The 22,360-nt window shown below is 49.2% G+C and carries 17 protein-coding genes; 9 read left to right on the forward strand and 8 right to left on the reverse strand.

Features of this window, described 5'->3' with window-relative positions; all coding sequences use genetic code 11:
• Positions 1–168: 168 nt before the first annotated feature.
• Positions 169–603, forward strand: a complete 435-nt coding sequence (locus tag ACDE64_RS22255; protein WP_411348350.1) for a MarR family winged helix-turn-helix transcriptional regulator — start codon at positions 169–171, stop codon at positions 601–603.
• A 179-nt stretch (positions 604–782) separates the two neighbouring features.
• Positions 783–1,868 carry a DNA alkylation repair protein gene (locus ACDE64_RS22260; RefSeq protein WP_411348351.1) on the forward strand — a complete coding sequence of 362 codons (1,086 nt, stop codon included), beginning with the start codon at positions 783–785 and terminating at the stop codon, positions 1,866–1,868.
• A 233-nt stretch (positions 1,869–2,101) separates the two neighbouring features.
• Here ACDE64_RS22260 and ACDE64_RS22265 read toward each other — a convergent pair whose 3' ends face one another.
• Positions 2,102–2,704: a nitroreductase family protein gene (locus ACDE64_RS22265; protein ID WP_411348352.1), complete on the reverse strand. Its 603-nt coding sequence runs from the start codon at positions 2,702–2,704 to the stop codon at positions 2,102–2,104.
• A 240-nt stretch (positions 2,705–2,944) separates the two neighbouring features.
• Positions 2,945–7,729 carry an InlB B-repeat-containing protein gene (locus ACDE64_RS22270; protein WP_411348353.1) on the reverse strand — a complete coding sequence of 1,595 codons (4,785 nt, stop codon included), beginning with the start codon at positions 7,727–7,729 and terminating at the stop codon, positions 2,945–2,947.
• 376 nt (positions 7,730–8,105) lie between these two features.
• On the opposite strand from ACDE64_RS22270, the gene ACDE64_RS22275 reads away from it, so the two are divergent.
• Positions 8,106–8,951 (forward strand): DUF72 domain-containing protein, encoded by an 846-nt coding sequence (locus ACDE64_RS22275; protein ID WP_411344247.1) that lies wholly within the window; start codon positions 8,106–8,108, stop codon positions 8,949–8,951.
• Between the two features lie 147 nt (positions 8,952–9,098).
• Here the strand turns inward: ACDE64_RS22275 and ACDE64_RS22280 are convergent, their stop codons facing one another.
• Positions 9,099–9,518, reverse strand: a complete 420-nt coding sequence (locus tag ACDE64_RS22280) for a MerR family transcriptional regulator (RefSeq protein ID WP_411344248.1) — start codon at positions 9,516–9,518, stop codon at positions 9,099–9,101.
• 298 nt (positions 9,519–9,816) lie between these two features.
• Between ACDE64_RS22280 and ACDE64_RS22285 the strand changes: the two genes are divergently transcribed.
• Together ACDE64_RS22285 and ACDE64_RS22290 are read left to right on the forward strand one after the other, a co-directional pair.
• Entirely contained in the window at positions 9,817–10,857 is a 1,041-nt protein-coding gene (locus ACDE64_RS22285; RefSeq protein ID WP_411348354.1) for an NAD(P)-dependent alcohol dehydrogenase, read from the forward strand.
• 152 nt (positions 10,858–11,009) lie between these two features.
• On the forward strand, positions 11,010–11,591 hold the full coding sequence (locus ACDE64_RS22290) for a sugar O-acetyltransferase (RefSeq protein WP_411350373.1): 582 nt from the start codon (positions 11,010–11,012) through the stop codon (positions 11,589–11,591).
• A 321-nt stretch (positions 11,592–11,912) separates the two neighbouring features.
• Here ACDE64_RS22290 and ACDE64_RS22295 read toward each other — a convergent pair whose 3' ends face one another.
• Together ACDE64_RS22295 and ACDE64_RS22300 are read right to left on the reverse strand one after the other, a co-directional pair.
• Positions 11,913–13,544, reverse strand: a complete 1,632-nt coding sequence (locus ACDE64_RS22295) for an alkaline phosphatase (protein ID WP_411350374.1) — start codon at positions 13,542–13,544, stop codon at positions 11,913–11,915.
• A gap of 386 nt (positions 13,545–13,930) precedes the next feature.
• Positions 13,931–14,776 (reverse strand): helix-turn-helix domain-containing protein, encoded by an 846-nt coding sequence (locus ACDE64_RS22300; protein ID WP_411348355.1) that lies wholly within the window; start codon positions 14,774–14,776, stop codon positions 13,931–13,933.
• A 178-nt stretch (positions 14,777–14,954) separates the two neighbouring features.
• Between ACDE64_RS22300 and ACDE64_RS22305 the strand changes: the two genes are divergently transcribed.
• The 3 genes from ACDE64_RS22305 to ACDE64_RS22315 all read left to right on the forward strand — a co-directional run bounded on the left by ACDE64_RS22305 (position 14,955) and on the right by ACDE64_RS22315 (position 18,602).
• The gene (locus ACDE64_RS22305; protein WP_411348356.1) at positions 14,955–16,133 is read left to right on the forward strand and encodes a Gfo/Idh/MocA family protein; all 1,179 of its coding nucleotides are present in this window, start codon (positions 14,955–14,957) and stop codon (positions 16,131–16,133) included.
• A gap of 45 nt (positions 16,134–16,178) precedes the next feature.
• Entirely contained in the window at positions 16,179–17,117 is a 939-nt protein-coding gene (locus tag ACDE64_RS22310; RefSeq protein WP_411348357.1) for a sugar phosphate isomerase/epimerase family protein, read from the forward strand.
• A gap of 72 nt (positions 17,118–17,189) precedes the next feature.
• Entirely contained in the window at positions 17,190–18,602 is a 1,413-nt protein-coding gene (locus tag ACDE64_RS22315; RefSeq protein ID WP_411348358.1) for a sugar porter family MFS transporter, read from the forward strand.
• Between the two features lie 106 nt (positions 18,603–18,708).
• On the opposite strand, the gene ACDE64_RS22320 is transcribed toward ACDE64_RS22315, so the two are convergent.
• Both ACDE64_RS22320 and ACDE64_RS22325 read right to left on the reverse strand, forming a co-directional pair.
• Entirely contained in the window at positions 18,709–20,037 is a 1,329-nt protein-coding gene (locus ACDE64_RS22320) for a cryptochrome/photolyase family protein (protein ID WP_411348359.1), read from the reverse strand.
• Positions 20,038–20,395: 358 nt separating this feature from the next.
• Positions 20,396–21,049 (reverse strand): HAD family hydrolase, encoded by a 654-nt coding sequence (locus ACDE64_RS22325; RefSeq protein WP_411348360.1) that lies wholly within the window; start codon positions 21,047–21,049, stop codon positions 20,396–20,398.
• Positions 21,050–21,312: 263 nt separating this feature from the next.
• Here ACDE64_RS22325 and ACDE64_RS22330 point away from each other — a divergent pair, with 263 nt between their 5' ends.
• Entirely contained in the window at positions 21,313–21,498 is a 186-nt protein-coding gene (locus ACDE64_RS22330; protein ID WP_411344256.1) for a CsbD family protein, read from the forward strand.
• A 189-nt stretch (positions 21,499–21,687) separates the two neighbouring features.
• Here the strand turns inward: ACDE64_RS22330 and ACDE64_RS22335 are convergent, their stop codons facing one another.
• Positions 21,688–22,359 (reverse strand): NAD(P)H-dependent oxidoreductase, encoded by a 672-nt coding sequence (locus tag ACDE64_RS22335; protein WP_411344257.1) that lies wholly within the window; start codon positions 22,357–22,359, stop codon positions 21,688–21,690.
• Between the last annotated feature and the right edge of the window lies 1 nt (position 22,360).

Consider the following 22,360-nt stretch of genomic DNA (forward strand, 5'->3'; position numbering starts at 1 on the left):
TAAAAAGTTTGCATCGCGTACTATATGCATATTTCTATGTTATACTACACTCATCATTATACGTACTCGCTTCTCAGTAAAAGCACGTTTTAACGTAATATCGGTAATGATCATATGATGCAATACCACCTTCATATTTACATTTTGCTAGGATTGGAGTGAATACATATGCAACACCATCTGTCACCACAACCGAGTGAGACGCCACTGGTGGATCATCTTGTTCAGCTTACGTATTTGATACAGACGATTTTGCTGGAGGCGGGTACTGAGCATGATCTATCCTTTGTGCAAATTCGTCTGCTCGGCATATTGCGTGATCGTGAACCGGGTATGCAGGAATTGGCGCGTCATCTGAATCTGGACAAATCGAGCGTTACGGGGCTGATTAATCGCGCTGAGCGCCGCGGCTTGGTAGAGCGCATCCCTTCGCTCACGGATCGCCGAAGCTTCTCGGTTCGTCTAACCGACAGCGGATTGCACATTGTTCATACGGTCGGTGGCGAGATTGAACGGCGGATCGACGAAGCCGCATCCAAGCTGACGCAACAAGAGCGCGCACAGCTGATCAAGATCGCCGCCAAAATGATCCACCGCACCTGAGTCACGACGGCGGGAGTGAAGCTGTTTGGTATTTGGGTATACCGTATAGAAGGAATCTGCGGTAGATCAGGGTGCCGATGCAAATACGAGTCTTTTTCTTTCTTGTAAATGACGACAGGATTTGTCACTATTGTCTGCTATCCTGAATAGTGTACATAGAGAGATTGGAGTGAGCATCAATGGAGACGTTCAAGGAACGATATAGCGAGCATTTTTTGCAGCGATTTGTGGAGATTGTACATGAGCATACAGATGATTTTGACGAGAGACTGTTCCATGAGCAAGTGTATCGCAATGATTGGCAGGAGCTGGCATTCAAGCAGCGTATTCGGCGGATTAGCGAAGCGCTGACGGCGGCTCTACCACTGCCGTATGAGCAGGCGGTACAACTGCTGATGCAGATTGCGCCGCAGTGCCGGGGGGTAGAATATTTATTTTTCCCGGATTATGTAGAGTTGAATGGGTTGGATCACGTCGAGTTGTCGATGAAGGCACTTGAAGTGTTGACTGTGTATTCTAGCGCGGAATTTGCGGTACGTCCATTTATATTGCAATATCCGATCGGTATGCTGAGACAGATGAATATATGGGCACAGGACGATAACGAGCATGTTCGCCGATTGGCAAGTGAAGGTTTCCGTCCGCGATTGCCGTGGTCATTTCAGCTCAAACCATTTATCGCCGATCCTGAACCGACACTTGCGGTGCTGGAACAACTCAAGCGCGATTCGTCGCTATATGTACGCAAAAGTGTCGCCAATCATCTGAACGATATTGCCAAGGATCACCCGGAGCGAATCGCCGAGATCGCCCGCCAGTGGTACGGTCAGCATCTCTATACCGACTGGATCGTCAAGCACGGCTGTCGGACACTTCTCAAGCAGGATCATCCGCAAGTGATGAAATTGTTCGGTTATGTTGCCAGCGAGACAGTTACGATTAGCAATTTGCAGATTGGTGCGCAAACGGTGCCCATCGGCGGCGAGATCGATATATCCTTTATCCTGCATAATGAGGAGGACATTCCGCAAAATGTACGGATCGATTACGAAATGCAGTTTATGAAAGCAAACGGGCAGCAGGCACCAAAGCGATTCCGCTGGGTATCGCGTGACTTCGCACCCGGGCAGCATGAGATGCGCAAAAAGCATTCGTTCAAGCTGATCACAACGCGCAAATATTATGCAGGGCAGCATCATATCCATCTGTATGTAAATGGCGTGCAGGTCGGTGAAGTTTCATTTGAAGTAACGGATGCTCGTTAAATCGTACACAGGGTCGCGATGACGCTTCATGCCCTAATACTGCACACAACAAAACAACCTTCCAGCTCACCATGATCGGTGAATCGGACGGTTGTTTTGTTGTTTCAATCCGGCGCAAGGGCAGAGGGTTAGATGCACATACATAGGTACATCCTTCTCTCCCTTACTACGCTTGCACGTTACCGCCGGATGACATGTATTTGGTCCAATCGATATTAGAATGGGTCGTGTAATTAACGCAAGGTACGAATACGCTCTTCCAGCGGCTTGAATTCTTTGTCGCCCGGAGGTGCAGTCGGTTTACCAAACGGCATCTGCGCAACTAGCGTCCAGCTTTCTGGAATATCCCACTCTGCTTTGATCTTCTCGTCAATCAATGGATTATAATGTTGCAGCGTCGCGCCATAGCCTTCTGCTTCCAGCAGCGTCCAGATCAGATACTGGTGCATGCCGTTTGCTTGCTGCGACCATACCGGGAATTTATCCTGATACGCTTGGAATTGATCCTGCATGCCACGGATTACGGCTTCATCCTCGAAGAACAGGATCGTTCCGTACCCTGCTTTGAAGCTGTCCATTTTTTGCTGAGTCGGCTCAAAGCTGTCGGCTGGTACGATTTCTTTTAAAATATTCGTGGTGTAGTCCCACAATTGATCATGCTTGTCGCCAAACAGGATGATGATGCGGGCGCTTTGTGAGTTAAACGAAGACGGCGTGTGCAGCACAACATGCTCTACGATCTCTTGAACGCGCTCATCCGGTATAACAGCTTCCTTGCTGATGCCATAGATACTTCTTCTGTTCTTTATTGCTTCAAAGATTGCTTCGGTACTCATTACAGAATCCTCCTTTGAAATAAAGATAGAGTCTTGAAACTCTACATCCTTATTTAACCAGACCCACTGCAAAAAAATCAGTGACTATCTATTTTGCCACATGTTCCGAACATATACATTCATAACTGTACGATTCGACAGCAATCGAAAAAGAACCCCAAACCGTTTGGTAACGGCTTGGGGTTCTTGGTATGCTTGCCGTTGTGAAATAGGGCAAGCACACACTGTTTTGGTGCTGGATCAGAATTGATCCTCCTTGCGAGCATTCATCAGTACCTGTGCCGCTTCGGCACGAGTTGTGGATGCGGATGGATCGAAGTGTCCATCGGCGCGTCCGTTTAGTAAACCTTGTTGCTTCAGCGACGCTGCCGCCGCTTGTGCCCACGCCGGAATCTGCTGCTGATCACCAAAGGTGGCGGTCGTTCCCGCCGTCTGTTGTGCGGTCGCAGACGATGCCAACGCATTACTGATCATGACTGCCATCTCGGCACGCGTAATGGACGCGTTCGGACGGAAGGTGCCATTAGCATCGCCCTTGATCCAGCCCAGTTTGTAGGCGGTAGCGATGTCGGCTTTTGCCCAACTGCCGATAGAAGCCTGATCGGCAAAAGGCAGTGTGGCATCACTGACAGTCTGATCACCGGATGGCAATGCGCGCATCAGCATCACCGCGAACTCGGCGCGGGTAACTTTGGCTACCGGATGGAAGGTGCCATCGGCATACCCTTTTGCAATACCGAGTGTTGCCGCTGCACGGATGCTGTCCGCTGCCCAGTGACCAGCAATATCGCTAAAGTTCGTCGTCCCCTTCCCTGCACTACCCTCATTCCCTGTAGTACCATTGGTCGCAGAATTCGTTGGAGCAGTATTGCCCTGATCTGTCGAAGCTGCTTGTACTGCCATGACGGCAAAGCGGGTAAAGTGGTTCACGCTGACGCTAATATCGCTACCCTTCACGTCTCCGCCTTCCACTTGTACCCACGGTGCGCCTTCTGCTGTCTGGTAGAAGACCGCGACCGTTTCGCCAGTTTGGATGGAGGACGGATCGTATTGCAGCGTTAATTTGACCGGAACGCTGAAGTTATCCTGCATATTTTTCGTAAATTCATAGATCGGACTAATTGTGTGTACCGTCGATGCCAAGCCTTCGGCAGGAGTGGAGATTAATTTCACCTGAATATCCAGCGGCTGCCCAGCTGCGCCCTGCGGTACCTCCAGCAATACGCCCGAACCGAGTCGAACCTCGCCCGCACGACCGACCGGAATGATTACACGACCGTTGGTGGAGCGGATCGTCGACTGTCCATTGCTGGATGATCCCTGTCCACCACCATTGCCGCCGGTATTGCCTCCGTCTGTCGGAGCATTTACCTGCCATCCGGCATACAGTCGCAGATCAGCAATGATACGGTGATCTGCAAAGGTAAACGGCTGACTGTGCGCTGCATCCGCATACCAGCCAGTAAAGGTATATCCGCTACGTGTCGGATCGTTCGGACGGGACAATAGATCGCCGTAATGGGCGCTACCTTCCTGTACTGCCGTGCCACCATCCATATCATACAGAATCCGGTAAACCGACAATGTCCATTTGGCATGCAATGTTAGATCCGATGTCGCCGTGTCCGTTGCAAAGTCAAAGCGCTGCTGATGATCTGCATCGCTATACCAGCCGTCAAAATCATACCCGGTACGTACCGGATCGGCAGGACGCGAGAGACGGTCACCATAAGCGGCACTTTGCCCGCCTACATTGGTTCCGCCGTCTGTATCAAACGTAATCTGCTGCACGCGCAGTGCCCATTTAGCGTACAAGATCACATTGGCGACAATCGGCTGACTGAAGTCAAATGGTTGATTGTGATTCGTATCGGCGAACCAACCTGCGAAGATCATGCCATCGCGATTGGCTATCGGAATGCCCGGTGTAGTAAGCAGATCGCCATATCCGATATACACATCGTTTACTACCGTACCACCATACGTATCAAAATTGACCGTATACCGATTGCGCTCCCAGCCTGCATACAATTGCACATCGCTGCTAATCGGCAACACGCCAAATGAATAGGTATGCTTCAAGTCGGTATCACTGTACCAGCCCTTGAATGTATAACCGGTGCGTGTCGGTGCCGTTGGCTCGCTGACAGCATTGCCATAATTCAATTGTTGATCGCTGACCGGTTCACCACCATTGCTGTCAAAGCTGACGTGATAACGATTGATGTCCCAACCAGCATAGATTGTCGTCGCGCCCGTAATCAGCGCCTGAAAGTCAAATGGCTGAGTGCGTGCCGCATCGCGGTACCAACCCGTAAACGTATGCCCTGCCTGTACCGGATCAGCCGGACGCTGAATTGTGCCACCGTAATTGATTTTTATATCCGGTACGCCCGCCTGAGCATATACGTCAAAGCTGACTTTGTACGATTGAATAGTCCAGCCCGCATACAGATGCAGATTGTCATTCAATACCGTTTGGGCAAAGTCGAATGGATGCGTATGCGCCGCATCGGTATACCAGCCTGTAAAATCATAGCCGGTACGCGTCGGCGCTGCCGGTTCATTGACGATGCTGCCATAATTCAGCTGTTGACCGCTCACCGGGTCGCCGCCATTGCTATCAAAGCTGACATTATAACGGTTCACATCCCAACCCGCGTAGAGCGTCGTCGGCGCAGTAATCAGTGCTTGGAAATCAAATAACTGCGTATGTGCCGCATCCCGATACCAGCCCGTAAACGTATGCCCTGCCTGTAAAGGATCGGTAGGACGCTGAATGTTGCCACCATAATTGATATTCACATCAGGCAAACCGATATGTGCGCCATCGTCAAAGCTGACTTTGTACGATTGAATCTTCCAGCCTGCATACAGATCGAGACTATCGCTCAATACCGTTTGGGCAAAATCGAATGGATCGCTCGTCTGCGCATCCTTGTACCAACCGGTAAAGTCATACCCAGTACGCGTAGGCATCGTCGGCTGACTTACCGTGCTGCCGTAATCCAATTGTTGACTGCTGATCGGCACTCCGCCATTGCTATCAAACGTAACGGTATAGCGATTGATCGTCCATGCTGCATACAATGCCGTTGGTCCGGTAATCAATGATTGGAAATTAAATCGCTGTGTATGCGCTGCATCGCTATACCAGCCTGCAAATGTATAGCCAGTGCGAGCTGGTGGAGACAATTCAGCCAGTGGCTCTCCATACGAAACCGCTGTATTGGGCATAGATGGTCCGCCGCCTGTATCAAAGCTGACCGGGTACGCTTGTACTGCCCAATCCGCATAGAGCGCGAGATTGTCATGAATGACTGTTTTGTTAAAATCAAACCGCTGTGTATGTGCCGCATCGGTATACCAGCCGGTAAAATTGTAGCCGGTGCGCGTAGGCAACGGTGGTTCACTTGCCAGATCGCCGTAGTACAGACTTTGCGTCGACACTACCGTACCGCCCGCGCTGTCAAATGTCACCTGGCGCGGCTTGTAATAACTAAAGGCGATACGCGATACATTGCCGACTGCATCCGTTGCGATCAGCGTATAATTACCTTCGGTTTCAATCTTGCCACCACTGCTGAATGCAACATTGTTCAGCAGTACGGTGCCTTCATTAAACGTGATCGTTGGAGGCGATGTATACCGTCCACCGTCCTGTACGCCGCTAATCGCCGGAGGTGTCAGATCAATCGTAAAATGAACGGTAGTGCTGCCGTTCAGGTTTGCAGAGATTAGTGTATAATTGCCTTCCTTCGTCACTGGCGTGCCGCTGGCAAAATAATTACCGTTCAGCAACACGGTTGTACCGTTGGTGACGGGGGTGACCGGAGTGTTATAGACCTGCTGATCCACTACGCCGGTAACAACTGGCGGCAATGCCGCTTGAACATCGATATTGATCGTCGAATATCCATTCGCAAAGCCATAGTAATTGTAGGTCCGAATCGTAAAGCTGTCCGCACCGACATACGTGCTAACAGGCACATATGTAAAGCCACTGCCCGTATCCGTTACTTTACCATGCGATGCCTGCGTACGCAGCGATACACCTCTAGCATCGACACCGGTCAGCAAAGAGCTGCTGCTAATGTTGAGCGTCTGTTTTTGCGAAACTGAATACACAATAGTGCTGCCGCCTAGACTATTGGGTCCGCCGCCTCCATCCCGTGAAGGGTAAATACCGTTACTTACCGTATAATAATGCAGCGAATACGGATTGCTCTGCATATTAGGAGTACCAAACGTCTGCATACCGTCTCCGCCAAAACGCGAATACAGCAAAGAATACAACGCCATATTTGAGTTAATAAACAGTAACCCGCCGTTTGCTGTGATCCAGCTACTCTGCATATTGCTCAGGAACGGAATGGTTTCCCCCATATACTCATCCCCGGTGCCATTGCCGATATTATTACCGCTCTGGGCACCACCCGCGCTTGGTGAAACTGCAAAAAATAGCGGTGTATTAGGTAGCGGCGAAGCTAGCGACGGCAATGTAAATGTATCTGTAGATCCGGTATCCGTTGCCGATCCGATCAGACTGTACAGTGCAGGATACGCACTGGTAGACAACTGCTGACCGTTCAGTTTCAACCAATCTCCCGGCACAAAGTTGTAAGGAAACATACGTACCTCGCCACGCATCGCATTGCCAGCACTGTTTCCGTCTTCGCGCGAAGGATATATCCCTGTCGTCGCTATGTAATACCCCATGCCGTCCGGTACAGGCGCACTTGTCAGATTCGGCAGATTAAAGCTGCTTCGTCCGTCTCCTCCGTAGTTGTTGCCAAGCAAACTGTATAATGCCGCATTGCTAGTAATCTGCATACTTTGTCCAGCGGCAAATGACCAACCATACGGGGCAAAATTGTACGGAAACAGCGCGATCTCCCCGATATACGGATTTCCTGCTGCCGCTTGTGCCTGCCGTGCCGTATACGATCCGGCGGACAGCGTCACAAATGCCAGTATAAACACTAGCGCAATCTTCCAACTTGCGCGCCAGGCATAATGAATCATGCTGCACGAACCTCCTTTTAATAGATATTGTCATAACAATGTCCTCATGCTGCATGCTATTCATCTTGGAAAAGAGCAGGGTTGTCTATCTTATGTATGTTCCGCTGCATGTAACATGATTCGATACAATTAGTTTACTTGATGAATTACTAAAAAAATATACATAGCGAATAGCTATCCAGACTCATTTTTTTGCGTATGTATGCAGAATTTAAGATATTTGGGACGCATGTTCGTCATTTGGGCAAGGTTAGCGGGAGAATGATTGGTTTAATACAGGGTACAGATTCCAGATAGGGATCGTCTGACTGTGGCAACGAGGCAGATACTTCCCTTTACAACTGGACAGACATTTCGCCGCAAAGGAGTGAGCAGCATGATTGAAATCGGTCTGACCGGCTTTGGCGATCACCCGGAGCTGTACGGCAAGATCAAAGCGCCGGAGCGGCTGCCTACGTATAGCGAGCATTTTCCGATTGTCGAAATCGACAGTTCGTTTTACGCCGTACAACCAGTGAAAAATGTAACCAAATGGGTCGAGCAGACACCGGATCATTTTGGCTTTGTATTCAAAGCGTATCAGGGCATGACCGGGCATCTGCGGGGCAAAAAGAATTATTTTGATACAAAAGAAGAAATGTTCGAGGCGTTTCATGTATCGCTGCAACCGGCGATTGATGCGGGTAAGCTGCGCATGGCGCTGTTTCAATACCCGCCGTGGTTTGATTGCAATCGTGATAATGTGGAGACGCTGCGCGAAACGCGCGAGTTGATGAAGGATATTCCGTGTGCACTCGAATTCCGCAATCAGTCGTGGTATATGCCGGAGTTCCGCGAGCGGACGTTAGAGTTTATGCGCAAGGAAGATTGGATTCATACGATTGTGGATGAGCCGCAAGCAGGTTCAGGATCGATTCCAATCGTAGCCGCTGCCACCTCTCGTCAGGCGACCTATGTACGGATGCACGGACGCAATGTGGACGGCTGGCACAAGAGCAGTCATCCCGACTGGCGCAAGCTTCGTTATCTGTACAAATACAGTACCGAGGAACTGACCGAATGGCGCGACCGACTGCTATCCTTGCAGGATCAGAGCGAGCATGTGTATGTCGTCTTCAACAACAACTCCGCTGGCGATGCTACGCCAAATGCGAAGGAACTGATCGGTATGCTGGCGGACAAGGATGTACTGTCTGAGAAGCACGATATAGGAAGTTCATAGGCACGTATGGACTGCTGACCATTTTTGCATAATTGATCATTGTCATCACATTTTTTCGCAAAAACGTCTTTTATAATTATATCTATCTTTTAGGATTGTAAAAAAGTGGTTCTCGTCCTTCCTACTATGAGGCGAGAAACACTTTTTTTACGATGATTGTGGTGACTCTGCCACCAGTTGCTTACGATGAATATGTTCAGTACCGGCATCGCAGGCGGTCTGATAATACCAGCATTTGTGATTAATCACGTCCATCGTTTTCTTCAATTCTTCCATTTGGGCTTCGACAATCGCTTTGCGTTCGATAAACATATCGTATCGCTGCTTCAATGTCGTATCCCCTTCCGAACACCAATCAATGAAAATTTTAATCTCCTTGATCGGCATTCCCGTATCCTTCAAGCATTCGATAATACGCAGCGCCTCAATATCCGAATCCTTGAACAGACGAATCCCACCCGCTGTCCGTTCTACAAATGGCAGCAAGCCTTCCTTATCATAATAACGCAGCGTATACGAGGTGAGATTTAACATCTTGGCAACTTCGCCAATGGAATAATGTCCCATGCTTCTGCTCCTTTTCTCTAGCTATAAACTTCGAGCCAACTCTATCTTCTGCTTGCGATTCTAGCACTGGATATAGCACATGTCAAAGCCATGATTCGGCTTCCTTTTCTAATATTCATACCAAAAAATTTAAATCCCCCTATTGACTTAGAGTTAACTGTAAGGCGTAACATGACCTTGCACAGCCCACTCAGCTTGCAAAGGAATGCGCGTATATTGTCACGGGCATTCGCAACGCGATTGCATGAATGAGTATGAGGCTGTATCGTGCATCTATTTCTTTGAGGAGGTTTTATTAATGGTAACTGCAAAAGCGCGTGCTGTTGGAGGTCCAGACCAATCCTTTCACGCTACGGAAATTACAAGACGCGAGCTGGACGTACATGATGTTCTGATCGAGATCAAATATGCTGGCATATGCCACTCTGATATTCATACTGCCCACGGTGAATGGGGACCTGTTCATTATCCGCTCGTACCCGGTCATGAGATTGCCGGTATCGTTACGGATATCGGCTCCGAAGTGAGCAAATACCAAGTTGGTGACCGTGTCGGTGTTGGCTGTATGGTCGATTCCTGTGGTACATGTGCGAATTGCCAAAAAGGCGAAGAGCAATATTGTCTCAACGGCAATGTGCCGACTTATGCAGGCGTAGACAAATACGGCGAGCCGACGCAGGGCGGATATTCATCTCATATCGTCGTTACCGAGGAATTCGTTGTGCGCATTCCTGACAATATTGAGCTGGACGCCGCCGCTCCACTGCTGTGCGCTGGTATTACTACGTATTCTCCCCTGCATCACTGGGGTGCAGCTCCTGGTAAACAAGTAGCCGTTGTGGGTATGGGTGGACTTGGACATATGGCGGTGCAAATTGCTCATGCTATGGGTGCTGAAGTGACTGTGCTGTCACAAACGCTGAGTAAAAAAGAAGACGGTTTGCAGCTCGGTGCCGATCATTATTATGCAACCAACGATGAAGATACATTCAAAATGCTTGCCGGACAATTTGATCTGATCATCAACACCGTTAGCGCAAGCATCAATTTGGATGCGTACTTCTCCCTGCTGACACTGGACGGCACGCTGGTCAATGTTGGTGCGCCGGGAGAGCCGCTATCGCTGAATGTGATGTCCCTGATCGGTCATCGCCGTTCGTTTGCCGGCTCTATGATTGGCGGTATCCGTGAAACGCAGGAAATGCTGGATTTCTGTGCTGAGCACAATATCGCACCCAAAATCGAAGTCATCTCCGCCGACCGTATCGACGAAGCGTATGAGCGAGTACTGGCTTCCGATGTAAAATACAGATTCGTGATCGATACTAGCACGCTGTAAAGAAGCTACGGCTTCTGGATACATTCTTAGATCCGAATCTGCATGGGTATCTGTGTCTATGTTGGATATTTTGATCTGTTTCTATATGTAATTCTGTTGTCGTCTAGCTTCATTACGACGTTGACTTCAATCCAAATGGAGGCGCATGAATGATGGAAATGAATGAGTTTATCGAATTTTGCAAACAAGGGAATCCCATTGCGGGAGAAGATACAGAATTGCATACGTTGTTGACGCGTTGCAGCTACGACGCGCAGCGAATCACAATGACGCTCAACAATACGTATCATTCCCGCGAGCAAATCGTGGATCTATTCAGCGAGCTGACCGGTACAACCGTTGATCCGTCCTTCATGTGCTTCCCTCCGTTTTATACCGACTTTGGCAAACATATTACTATCGGCAAACATGTTTTTTTGAATACAGGCTGTTCCTTTCAGGATCGGGGCGGTATTACGATTGGCGATGGTACGATGATTGGGATGAATGTGACGATTGCGACGCTGAACCACGGCTTGCCATTAGCAACGCGGAATACTACGTTTGCTGCTCCGGTTGTGATCGGTGAGCAGGTATGGATCGGCTCTGGCGCAACCATTTTGCCCGGTGTCACGATTGGCGATCATTCCGTTGTTGCAGCCGGCGCAGTTGTTACCAAAGATGTACCGCCGGATAGCGTCGTTGCTGGAGTACCTGCCAAGTTTATGCGCAGCATTGATGAGGAAGAATTATAACCTTAATTACATTATATTCCATTAAATATATTTTTTTGATATGATATCATCAACTCAAATGAAGAGGTGATACATATGAAAAAGTATATAGCCATTTTGGGACTAACTGCTATTCTTGCATTATCTTCGAGTTCTGTCATTTCGGCTAAGTCTGTTGAACCGACTGGGTGTTCCAGTCAATCAAATGCTTTTTGTTGGATGGATCTTTAAGTTTGTAACAAAAAAGAGGCAGAGTATATACTCTGTCTCTTTTTCGTTAATCAGTATTCAGTTCTTTATGCAATTCTACTGTCCTACGATCAAACTAGTTCATTTATATCGTTAGGACAATAGATCAATCGCTGATTGCGGTACAAAAACCTTCTCGCCGTTGTACACAACATTACCATTCAATCGTACATTTTCGCCGTTCAAAGTTACGATACTTTTAAATACAGGCAGGCGCAAAGTATCGTCGCCTTTGGTTACGACCAGCACTGGATTCTTCTCATCGCTGTTATCCCAGCTCACGCTTGCGCCGCGAGTTGTAAATGCTTGCTCGGCAGGCACGAACAGTTCTTGTGTCGTTTCGTCCAGATTCACGCCAAGCGCCGCTTCCATGTAGCGAGCGATATCGCTATTTTCCACCAGCCCACTTAGCTGCTTGCCACTCGGTGCGTATGAATACAGCACGACATCACCGCCCGTATGTCCACCGCTCGTCCAGCCGATATGGGCACGTTTGCTAATGATCGGACCTACGGCGTAGTTCATACTGCCGGATTTGGCAGCCTTGATGTCGGCAATCTCATCAGCAGTCAAATCGGTAATACCGAAGTTCTCGCTCACCACCTGCTCAATATTGCTACGGTCGCTGTTGAACAGCTTCTCCAAGCCTTCACCAGTCACTTTTGCTTTTTTGAGCGGTTCGATAAAGGTCGACAATGGCAATTCATCATACGTTGTCGTTGTATCTCGGTCGCCGATGGTCAGACCGCCATTGTGGTGATCTGTAGAAGCAATCACGAGCGTATTCTGATCTTCTTTGGCAAAGGCAAGCGCTTCGGCAACTGCTTTGTCAAAGGCATTCACATCGCTGATGATGCCGATTGGATCGTTCGCGTGCGCTGCCCAATCCACTTTACTGCCTTCGACCATCAGGAAAAATCCATCCTCGTCCTTGGACAAGACTTCAATCGCTTTTGCCGTCATTTCCGCTAGACTTGGCTGCTTGACCGGATCACGATCCATATCGTACGCCATCGCTTTGTCAGCGAACATGCCCCATACTTTGCCGTTGTTGGTGGCTTTCAGTTCGGCGGTATTGGTCACAACATTGTAGCCAAGACTGTGAATGTTACCGATCAGATCCTCGCCATCTTTACGTCCAGCTGCTGTAAAATATTGCGCCCCGCCGCCCAGCACGACATCGATACCGGCATACACTTGCTGTTCACTCAGTGCATCGTAATTGCTGCGATCCGGGTAGTGCGCGCTGAATGCCGCTGGTGTTGCGTGCATAATCTCGGAAGTGGCGATAATGCCAGTCGACTTGTTCGCCAACTTGGCAGCTTCCAGAATGTTAGCAACCGGCTTCTTCTGATCGCCTGCCGCAATCGCATGCAAGCCCGGCATCGTATTCTGATCCGGTAACACACCAACATAACCAGTATGTGATTTGTGCCCGGTCGCAAACGCCGTACCTGCTGGTGCAGAATCGGCAATCGCTGCATCGGCGGAATAGGTGCGTACTAGACCGCTCGCCATCTCATCCAATGCCAACATCTCGCCACCGTTATACCAGCGCGCCAGTGCTGTAGCATCCTGCGCCATACCGTCAGGAATGAGCATGATCACATTTTTCGCTTTGATCTCCGGCTGCTGTTTGGCTGCCGCCGCTCCCGTTCCTGCTGGAATCCCGAACAGCATCGCCGCCGTCATAACTCCTGCCATGATGGGTGCCGCTTTTTGCATACTACGTTCACGCATGTTTGTCCAATCCATCCTTCATCTCTCCTTTATGTGTAGGCATAATGAATATCCGAATCCACTCGCATATTCTATGTAATTTCCCTGTTGCCGAGATTCATCGTACCAGCCAACAATCAACGCTATGTACGGCGAAATAGGGGCTAAATGTAAAAAAAGAGCCGTTTTGTCAACGTAACGTCAACAAAATCGACTCTGTATCGCTATAGTTGCATATTTTTTAGGTCACTTTTTACAAAATCAAGGATTGGCTTGTCTGCTTCTTCTGTATTGATTGTTTTCTCTTGTTATAACTTTATTCGTACAACAATAATGAATCTCAAAACAATAAGATTGCATGACGATGGCTGCATAGATAGATCTTATGGTGATCAATATTGCAATTGCTTTGACTTGCGGAAGTTGGACGGCGATACGCCGACACGCTGGGTAAACAGATTTACAAGACTACGACCGTTATGATATCCAACCTCGTAAGCGATTTCATTTACAGATAGCGAAGTTTGCAACAGCAGCTCCTTGGCGCGGTTGATCCGGGTATGGATCACATAGTCCAGCGGTGAGAAGCCGGTTTGCTTTTTGAAGCGATGAGCAAAATAGTACGGGCTGAGATGTGCTGCTTCCGCCAGCGATGACAGACTGATCGGCTCGCCGATATGCTCTTTTATATAATGAATCGCTGCCTCGACCGGATCTTCCTTGGCAGTAAACTTCGTTGGTGGTACGGCAAGCCGTTCGATCAATTTGTAAATACGCAGCGACGTCTGGAAGAACGATTCTTCACCTTTTTTACGATGAAATTGGACCAGATCAAACAGCTGCATCCCAATGGACGCACAAGATTCATCCTGAATGAGCGAGCCGCGCTGCTCCCGAATATGACGCACCAGCTCATGCGCATTGGAACCTTCAAAATGCAAATAACAAAACTCCAACCCATCGCGCGCATGGTAATAATGCGGCTGAGTACAATCGAGCAGCACGACATCGCCTTTGCGTGCATCAAATGATTGCCCGCCTGCTTCGACATGCAGCTCACCTTCGCGAATGTATAGGATCAACAAATAATGATACGATTGACGCTTTTTAAAATAATCAGCAGTACAGAAATAATGACCGCACCACGTCGGATAAAAACACAATTCCCGCTGACCCGACGAAGGCGAGAAAGCAAAACATGCCGATTGCGGCAGGACACCTGGATCTACACTTTTCATACATATCCTCCTTTGTGCGACGGAGTAAATACAGCAATATTGATGAATTCTTGAGCAAGTTGAGTAGGTTATGCCATCTTTTATCCAGTATATAATTCAACTGTGGCAAAAGAAAGCTGCAATTGCAATCCAATCTCATATCGTATAGATCCTATACTGCTGAAAGGTGGAATTCCTTATGTTAAATGGTGAAAAACAAATTGCAAACCCACTACGCTGGGCGATGGTAGGCGGCGGACGAACCGGGAATGTCGGCTACAAACACCGTCTAGGCGCACTGCGCGATAATACAGCATTTCAACTCGTTGCCGGGGCATTCGATATCGATGCAGAGCGTGGTCGTAGCTTTGGCACCAATCTGGGGGTAGAGCAAGAACGATGCTATGCTGATTACCAGACAATGTTTACCGAAGAAGCGAAGCGGGAAGATGGCATTCAGGTCGTAACGATTGCTACACCTAACTTTACCCATTACGAAATTACGCGCGCTGCACTGGAAGCTGGGCTGCATGTCATTTGCGAGAAGCCTTTATTTTTCAAAGTAGAAGAAGGAGAGCACATCAAAGCGCTAGCAGAGCAGCACAACAAAATCGTCGGCGTGACCTACGGCTTCTCCGGCAGTCAATTGCTGCTACAGATGCGGCAAATGGTGCAAAACGGCGATCTGGGCGATATTCGGATGGTGGAGCTGCGCTATACGCATGGCTTTGGCTGTGACGAGATTGGCGACAAAACCAATGAAGGGCAAAAATGGCGTGTCGATCCTGCCAAGTCCGGTCCCTCCTTCGTACTGGGCGACATCTCCACCCATACCTTTTACATGTCAGAGCTAATCTGTCCGCATCTGAAATTAAAAGAAGTGTTGTGCGACCGCCAAAGCTTCGTCGGTAGCCGTGCACCGCTGGAAGACAACGCCTATGTGCTAATGCGCTACGAAGGTGGAGCGGTCGGTCGGATGTGGGCGTCAGCGGTCGATGCAGGCTGTATGGATGGACATCGGATTCGTATTATCGGCTCCAAAGCATCGGTGGAATTTTCGGACAATCAGCCCAATGAACTGCTGTACCAGATTCAGGGACAACCGATTCAGAAGCTCATTCGTGCGATGCCATATCTGTATGACGAATGCAATGCGGATGAACGTCTGGGCGCACTCCATGCCGAAGGACTGCCAGAATCGTGGGCAAATCTGTATCTCAAATTCGCACTGGCGATTGATGCCAAAGAGCGCAATGATTCGGAAGCGCTTGCAAAATTAATATATCCCGGCATTGACGCAGGCATCGAAGGCATTCGCTGGGTTCAAACGTGCGTGGAATCTGCCGATCAGGGCGGCGTCTGGGTAACGTACAACTGAAGATGTATATTCCATTTCAATCCAACAGGAAAAGGGGACTTTACTATGCAACTGGCAATCTGTACGGATGTATTTGCGGAACTTTCATTGACCGATATGCTCGACAAGGTGAAAAGTCTGGGCATTGACGCGGTCGAGATGACGGCTGGCGGTTGGGGGGCACGCACTCATGTGAATACAGCGGAACTACTCGCGGATGAGTACAAGCTGACAGCCTTTCAAGCGGAGCTGGACAAGCGCGGTATGCGTATCTCTGCGCTGAATACGTCATGCAATCCGCTCTGGCCTTCGGAAACGGGCAAGCAATACGAGCAGTCTATGTACGACTGTGCAGTGCTGGCAGGCAAGCTTGGTGTGACCAAACTGGTGGCGATGGCGGGACTGCCTGCCGGTTCGCCTGACGATACGACGCCGAACTGGATCACCTCTACAATCTCGTGGCCGGACTTTATGGCACCAGCGTATGAATATCAGTGGAACGTAACGATTGCCTTTTGGAATCAATATATCGCCCATTGCAAACAGCATGGCATTCAGCAGATTGCCATCGAGGAATTCCCCGGAACGATGGTCTGGAATGTGGAGACGCTGCTCAAGCTGCGCCATGCGACCGATCATATGCTCGGCATCAATCTGGACCCGTCGCATATGATCGTCCTTGGTGCCGATCCGATTGCGGCTGCGCGCGCATTAAAAGGAGCGATTTTTCATCTGCATGGCAAGGATGCGCGGATTGAGCGCGGATTGGCAGATGTGAACGGACTGCTGGAGCCGAAGCCAGTGACAGAATCGGCAGAGCGGACATGGAATTACGTCGCGGTTGGCTGTGGTCAGGATCTGCAATGGTGGAAGGAATTCTTCTCTGTCTGCCGGATGATGGGCTATAACGGCGATGTCGCGCTGGAAATGGAAGATATGACGATGTCGGTGGAAGCAGGTGTACTCACGTCGATTGATGCTTTGAAGCAGACGATCAGTAGATAACGATCTCTATGTTGAAATGAACTCTAACATGTAAGCGGACACACCAATATTGCCGAGGAACCGGAGGCTTGAATGATGAATACGGAACTGGACGCACGAACGAGAAGGAAAATGACCTTTATTGCTATGATTGTGGCACTGGGCGGGCTACTGTTCGGCTACAATACAGGTGTGACGAACGGTGCCATATCATTTATGAAGCTTCCAAGCGAACTAGATCTGACGCCATTTACCGAAGGGGCGGTCGTCAGTGTATTGACACTTGGCGCTGCAATTGGAGCGATTTTTGGCGGTACGCTATCGGATCGGTTTGGACGGAAAACCGTCATTTCGTATCTAGCTGCCATCTTTTTGATCTTTTCGGTACTGTGTACGCTGGCACCGAATGTACTCAGCATGATCCTGTTCCGATTTGCACTTGGGCTGGCGGTCGGTGGGGCTTCTGTTACTGTACCGACCTATCTGGCAGAAATCTCAACTGTTGAGATGCGTGGCAAAATCGTTACGGTCAACGAGCTGATGGTCGTCAGCGGGCAATTTCTCGCTTTTGTCGTCAGTGCGATTCTTGGCACAATTTTCGCCGAATATAGCAGCATCTGGCGCTACATCCTGCTCGTTGCCGCACTGCCCGCTGCCGGGCTGATTATCGGACTATTTCGTATTCCAGAGTCACCACGCTGGCTGTTTCATCACAAAGGACCACAAAGCACGCTGGCTGCTCTGAACAAAATCAGACCTCAGCATATCGCTCAAGCGGAGATCGACAGTCTGGGCAATATACCGATTCCTTCACGCGAACCAAAGCAAGCCTTCTCAGTCAAAGAGTTATGGTCGCCGCCGTTCCGCCGTCTGCTACTAGTCGGCATGTGTCTAGGTGGTATTAGCCAGCTGATCGGGATCAATGTCATTATGTATTATGGCACTACGATTCTCGGTGAAGCGGGCTTTGGCAGTACCGCTTCCCTATATGCCAATACGGCTAACGGTCTGATCTCGGTGCTTGCCGTTGTTGTCGGTATGAATCTGATGCACCGGGTGGATCGGCGCAAGATGCTGATTGTTGGTATTGTGGGCACGCTGGTATCCATGTTTGCCATTACGTCGCTGCTGTGGACGATGATGGGTTCGCCGATATTACCATATTTGGTTATTGGTTTGACTGTCGTCTTTATCGCGTTTTTTCAAGGATGCATCGGTCCGATTGTCTTCCTGCTGCTATCCGAGATGTTTCCACAAAAGCTACGCGGCTTCGGCGTCGGACTATCTACGTTTGCGTTATGGATGTGCAACTTTGTCGTCTCGTTCGTATTCCCTCTATTGTTATCGGGAATTGGTCTTGCACATACGTTCCTTATTTTCACGCTGTTCAATGCTGTTGGACTGCTGTTTGCGATCAAATGTGTACCGGAAACGCGCGGCAGAAGTTTGGAGCAGATTGAACGCGAACTGCACGCTCCACTTTCCAAACAACCAGTGACAGAGTAAACGCAATCGAATAGGGAGCAACTACACACCAATGCCCGGCAGTGCGCGTGATCACATGCGTACTGCCGGGCATTGGATTTTGCAATGATGGATCAAGGTTCAATGATTATTTCCCATTCACGATCCGTTTGTATGTCTCAATCGCCTCTGCACGCGATTGCTTCAGATCGACGATGGCATCCGGGCGCGGCTGGTGAATTTCTTTTGCTGACAAATCCTTCAGCTCTGGCAGCCATTGGCGGATATACTCGCCTTGCTCATCGTATTTGGCAGACTGGGTAACTGGATTAACCACTCGAAAGTACGGCGACGAATTGGCGCCTAGTGATGCGCACCACGTCCAGTTGCCACGGTTGATAATATTGTCATAGTCCAGCAGCTTGCGGCGGAAATACTGCTCGCCCAGCGTAAACGGACATTGCAAATTTTTGGTCAAAAACATTGCGCACAGAATGCGCAGCCGATTGTGCATCTGACCCGTTTCGTTCAGCTGACGCATCGCTGCATCAATCACAGGAATACCCGTCTCGCCTTTGTACCATGCTTCAAAATGCTTATCAGTCAGCGGCGACAGATCGAATGTCTTCTCATATTGAAAATAATCCTCGTCATAGATCGCCAAATACAGATAGAAGTCGCGGAACGAAATCTGCCGCACCCATTCCTCGCTCTGCTTGTGCTGAATCGCTTCGTTGTACATTTGCCGAATCGAGATCGCGCCAGTCACCACATGCGGATTCAACTCACTCGACGGATCGATGGAATAATAGTCGCGCTCCTCGCCATAATCCTGCACTTTGTCCTTGAGAAAATGCTCCAGCTTCGGCTGTGGATCATCGGCAGGCTCGTAATCATCCAATGAGAACGGCAGATCAAACTTAGCAGGCCAATCCACCTGCTGCTTGCTGACACGCAGCTCCTTGAGCGATACAGGCGACACGGGATTATGATGCTGATCCAAGAAATCGAGCCATTTGCGATGAAAGGGCGCGAATACTTTGTAATAGCCACTTTTACCAGTAAAATCAGCGAATGGCTCTACATCCAGCATCATATGATCGACCAGCAACGTAAACGCAACGTCCGCATCTTCTGCCACTTTGCGCAGCTTGCGGTCGCGCTCCTTGGCGTACGGTGTAAAATCGCGATGCGCCACCACCTCGTCGATATCCAGCTTGTCCAGTACGTATTCCAGCACTTCCTCCGGCTTGCCATAAGCGATCTGCAATTCCCGCTGATGGCGATGATACTGGCGAATGAGCCGCTGTACATGCCGCATGAAATTAACACCGCTATGCTCTTTTTCCCGATGCTTTTTCAGTAAAAAGGGATCGATAATGAGTAGATGGATACTCTCATCTCCAGCTTCTTTTAAATAGTCAAAGCCTGCCAGATCGTGAGTACGCAGATCTTTACGATGAATAAACAGCTTCAATTCGTTGTCCTCCTGATGTTCGGAATGATTGCCGCAGCAGCGTGACCGCTAGGGGAGCAGATATGACGTTGCACCCATACGTTCATAGTTCCTCTGCCAATAGTGCTTATCTTGTATATATACACCTTTTTGGCGATCATGCCACTTGTTCGATACGCGGAAATGTGTTCATATGCGCAATATATAGACAATACATAGACATGACAAACAGGCAAAACGGTACCATCTGCACCGGATCACCTGCCTTTTGTATACATGTAGCGTAAGTCGTACCTGCATACGATAACAAGCTAAACCGCCGACTCTCCATCATAACAGTCATCACTATATGAACAGGCAACCGCCACAATCTCATTCATCATAGCGCCAGTCTGCTCAGTACGTCCGCTAACGGCATATCCTCCATCGAATCCAGACGCAGATCATGATGCTCAAATGGCAGCAGCGCAGTGACCGGATTCGGCACAATGGCACAATGCAGACCTGCCGCCTTCGCCGCCCGCAACCCGTTTAGCGAATCCTCAAAAGCGACCGCTTCGTTCGCCTGAATGCCTAGCTCATCCACTACACGCAAATACAGCTCTGGATCAGGCTTCACCGCAGACACATCATCACTCGTCTTGATCACTTCAAAATAATGACGCAAGCCAAGCCGATCCAGATAATATTCAATCCATTGACGATCCGAGCTGGTGGCAAGCCCGATGCGCAGTCCAAGCTGCTTCGCTTCTGCCAAATAATCCGCTACCCCACCGCGCGCCTGAATCAACTCCACGCGTGCTGGGATCATCTCCGCCACTTCCCGCTCAATCTCCAGTCCAATGCCCGGCTTACCCAGCGTCGTCTCGACATACTGGCGAAAATCATCGCTATGCGTACCGACGCTAGGTGCAAACTGCTCCAGCGTCAGCTCTAGCTCATGACGTGCCAGCACTTCTTGATAACATTCAAACCAGACCGTTTCCGTATCCAGAATCAGCCCGTCAAAATCAAACACAACCGCCTTGATCATACGTATGAAGTTCCCCTTCCTATCCCTGCCGATATGCGATCAGGTGTATCGTTTATTGATAAGAATGCTTTCCCGTGACTAGTCAGCGAAACTGCCTTTTTGACCATGTGGCTATTATTGTGGAGAACAGAGCACAGCTTGTCAACTGGTGTTAGCTTTTGTTTAACATTAGACAACGCAGGGTAATAATGATCAGGCTTCAATCAACACCTGAATATCAAAAATATCAAATGATTCCATCATATGAAGAGGAGATGTTCAACATGACAAACCATAAAGATAGCGGTCTGGGCGATAAAGTAAAAGGTGCCGTATCCAAAGCAAAAGGCGAGATCAAAGATCAATACGGTAACGCTACCGATAATGCTTCCCTGCAAGCTGAAGGTAAGCTGGACAAAGCCAAAGGCGAAGTTCAACAAAAAATCGGCGAAGCCAAAGATCGCCACTAAGTTCGCAACACCATCTACAATGATAGCAGTCCATCGTACCCGTCATTTTGCAATCGCTGCAAGATGAACACATCGCAACGGTCTGCCATACGATATAGCCAAAAACCGCCACAACCTTTTACAGGTCAGTGGCGGTTTTTTTGCTTTTATTTCACTGCTCTTATTCGCTTGCTTTCATTAATCCTGTGCTCAGTTCAGCCATTCGATAACTTGCTCTACGGTTCTTCTCGCTTTTGGACGCAGCTCTTTGTCTGTACGGTAGCCAAATGCAGCCATGACGCTGACGCCGAATTCATTAGCATCCATAATGCCTTCTGCTGCGAGCAGTTTATCCACTTCGTTTACCTGAAATCCTTCGATAGGACAGGAGTCGATGCCGATCTCTGCCGCCGCAGTCATCATATTGCCCAGTGCAATATACGTCTGTTTGGATGCCCAGTCGAACAGGCTGCGTTCGCTTTCCAGAATGTTCAGATCGCGCTCCTGAAATTCACGGTAGCGACCTAGCACCTGATTGAAGACTTCTTCTGTCATCTGTTTTACTTCCAGCATTTGCTCACGCAGATACGCGGAATCGTAACGGACATTTTTACGCGCCAGAATGATTACAAAATGGCTTGCTGTCGGCAGTTGTCCCTGTGCGCCCCATGTCACTTCGCGCAGCTTGCTGCGCAGCTCTGGATTTTGTACGACGAGGAATTTCCACGGCTCTGAACCGACCGAGCTTGGTGACAGACGTCCGGTTTCCAGAATGAAATGGAAGTCTTCATCAGAAATTTTGCGATCAGGATCAAACGATTTGGTCGCATGTCTGAATTCGTACGCCTTCAGAATCTCCTGTTTTCTCTGTTCATTGTTCATG

This window comes from Paenibacillus sp. WLX2291, assembly GCF_046603665.1.
Lineage (GTDB): Bacteria > Bacillota > Bacilli > Paenibacillales > Paenibacillaceae > Saccharibacillus.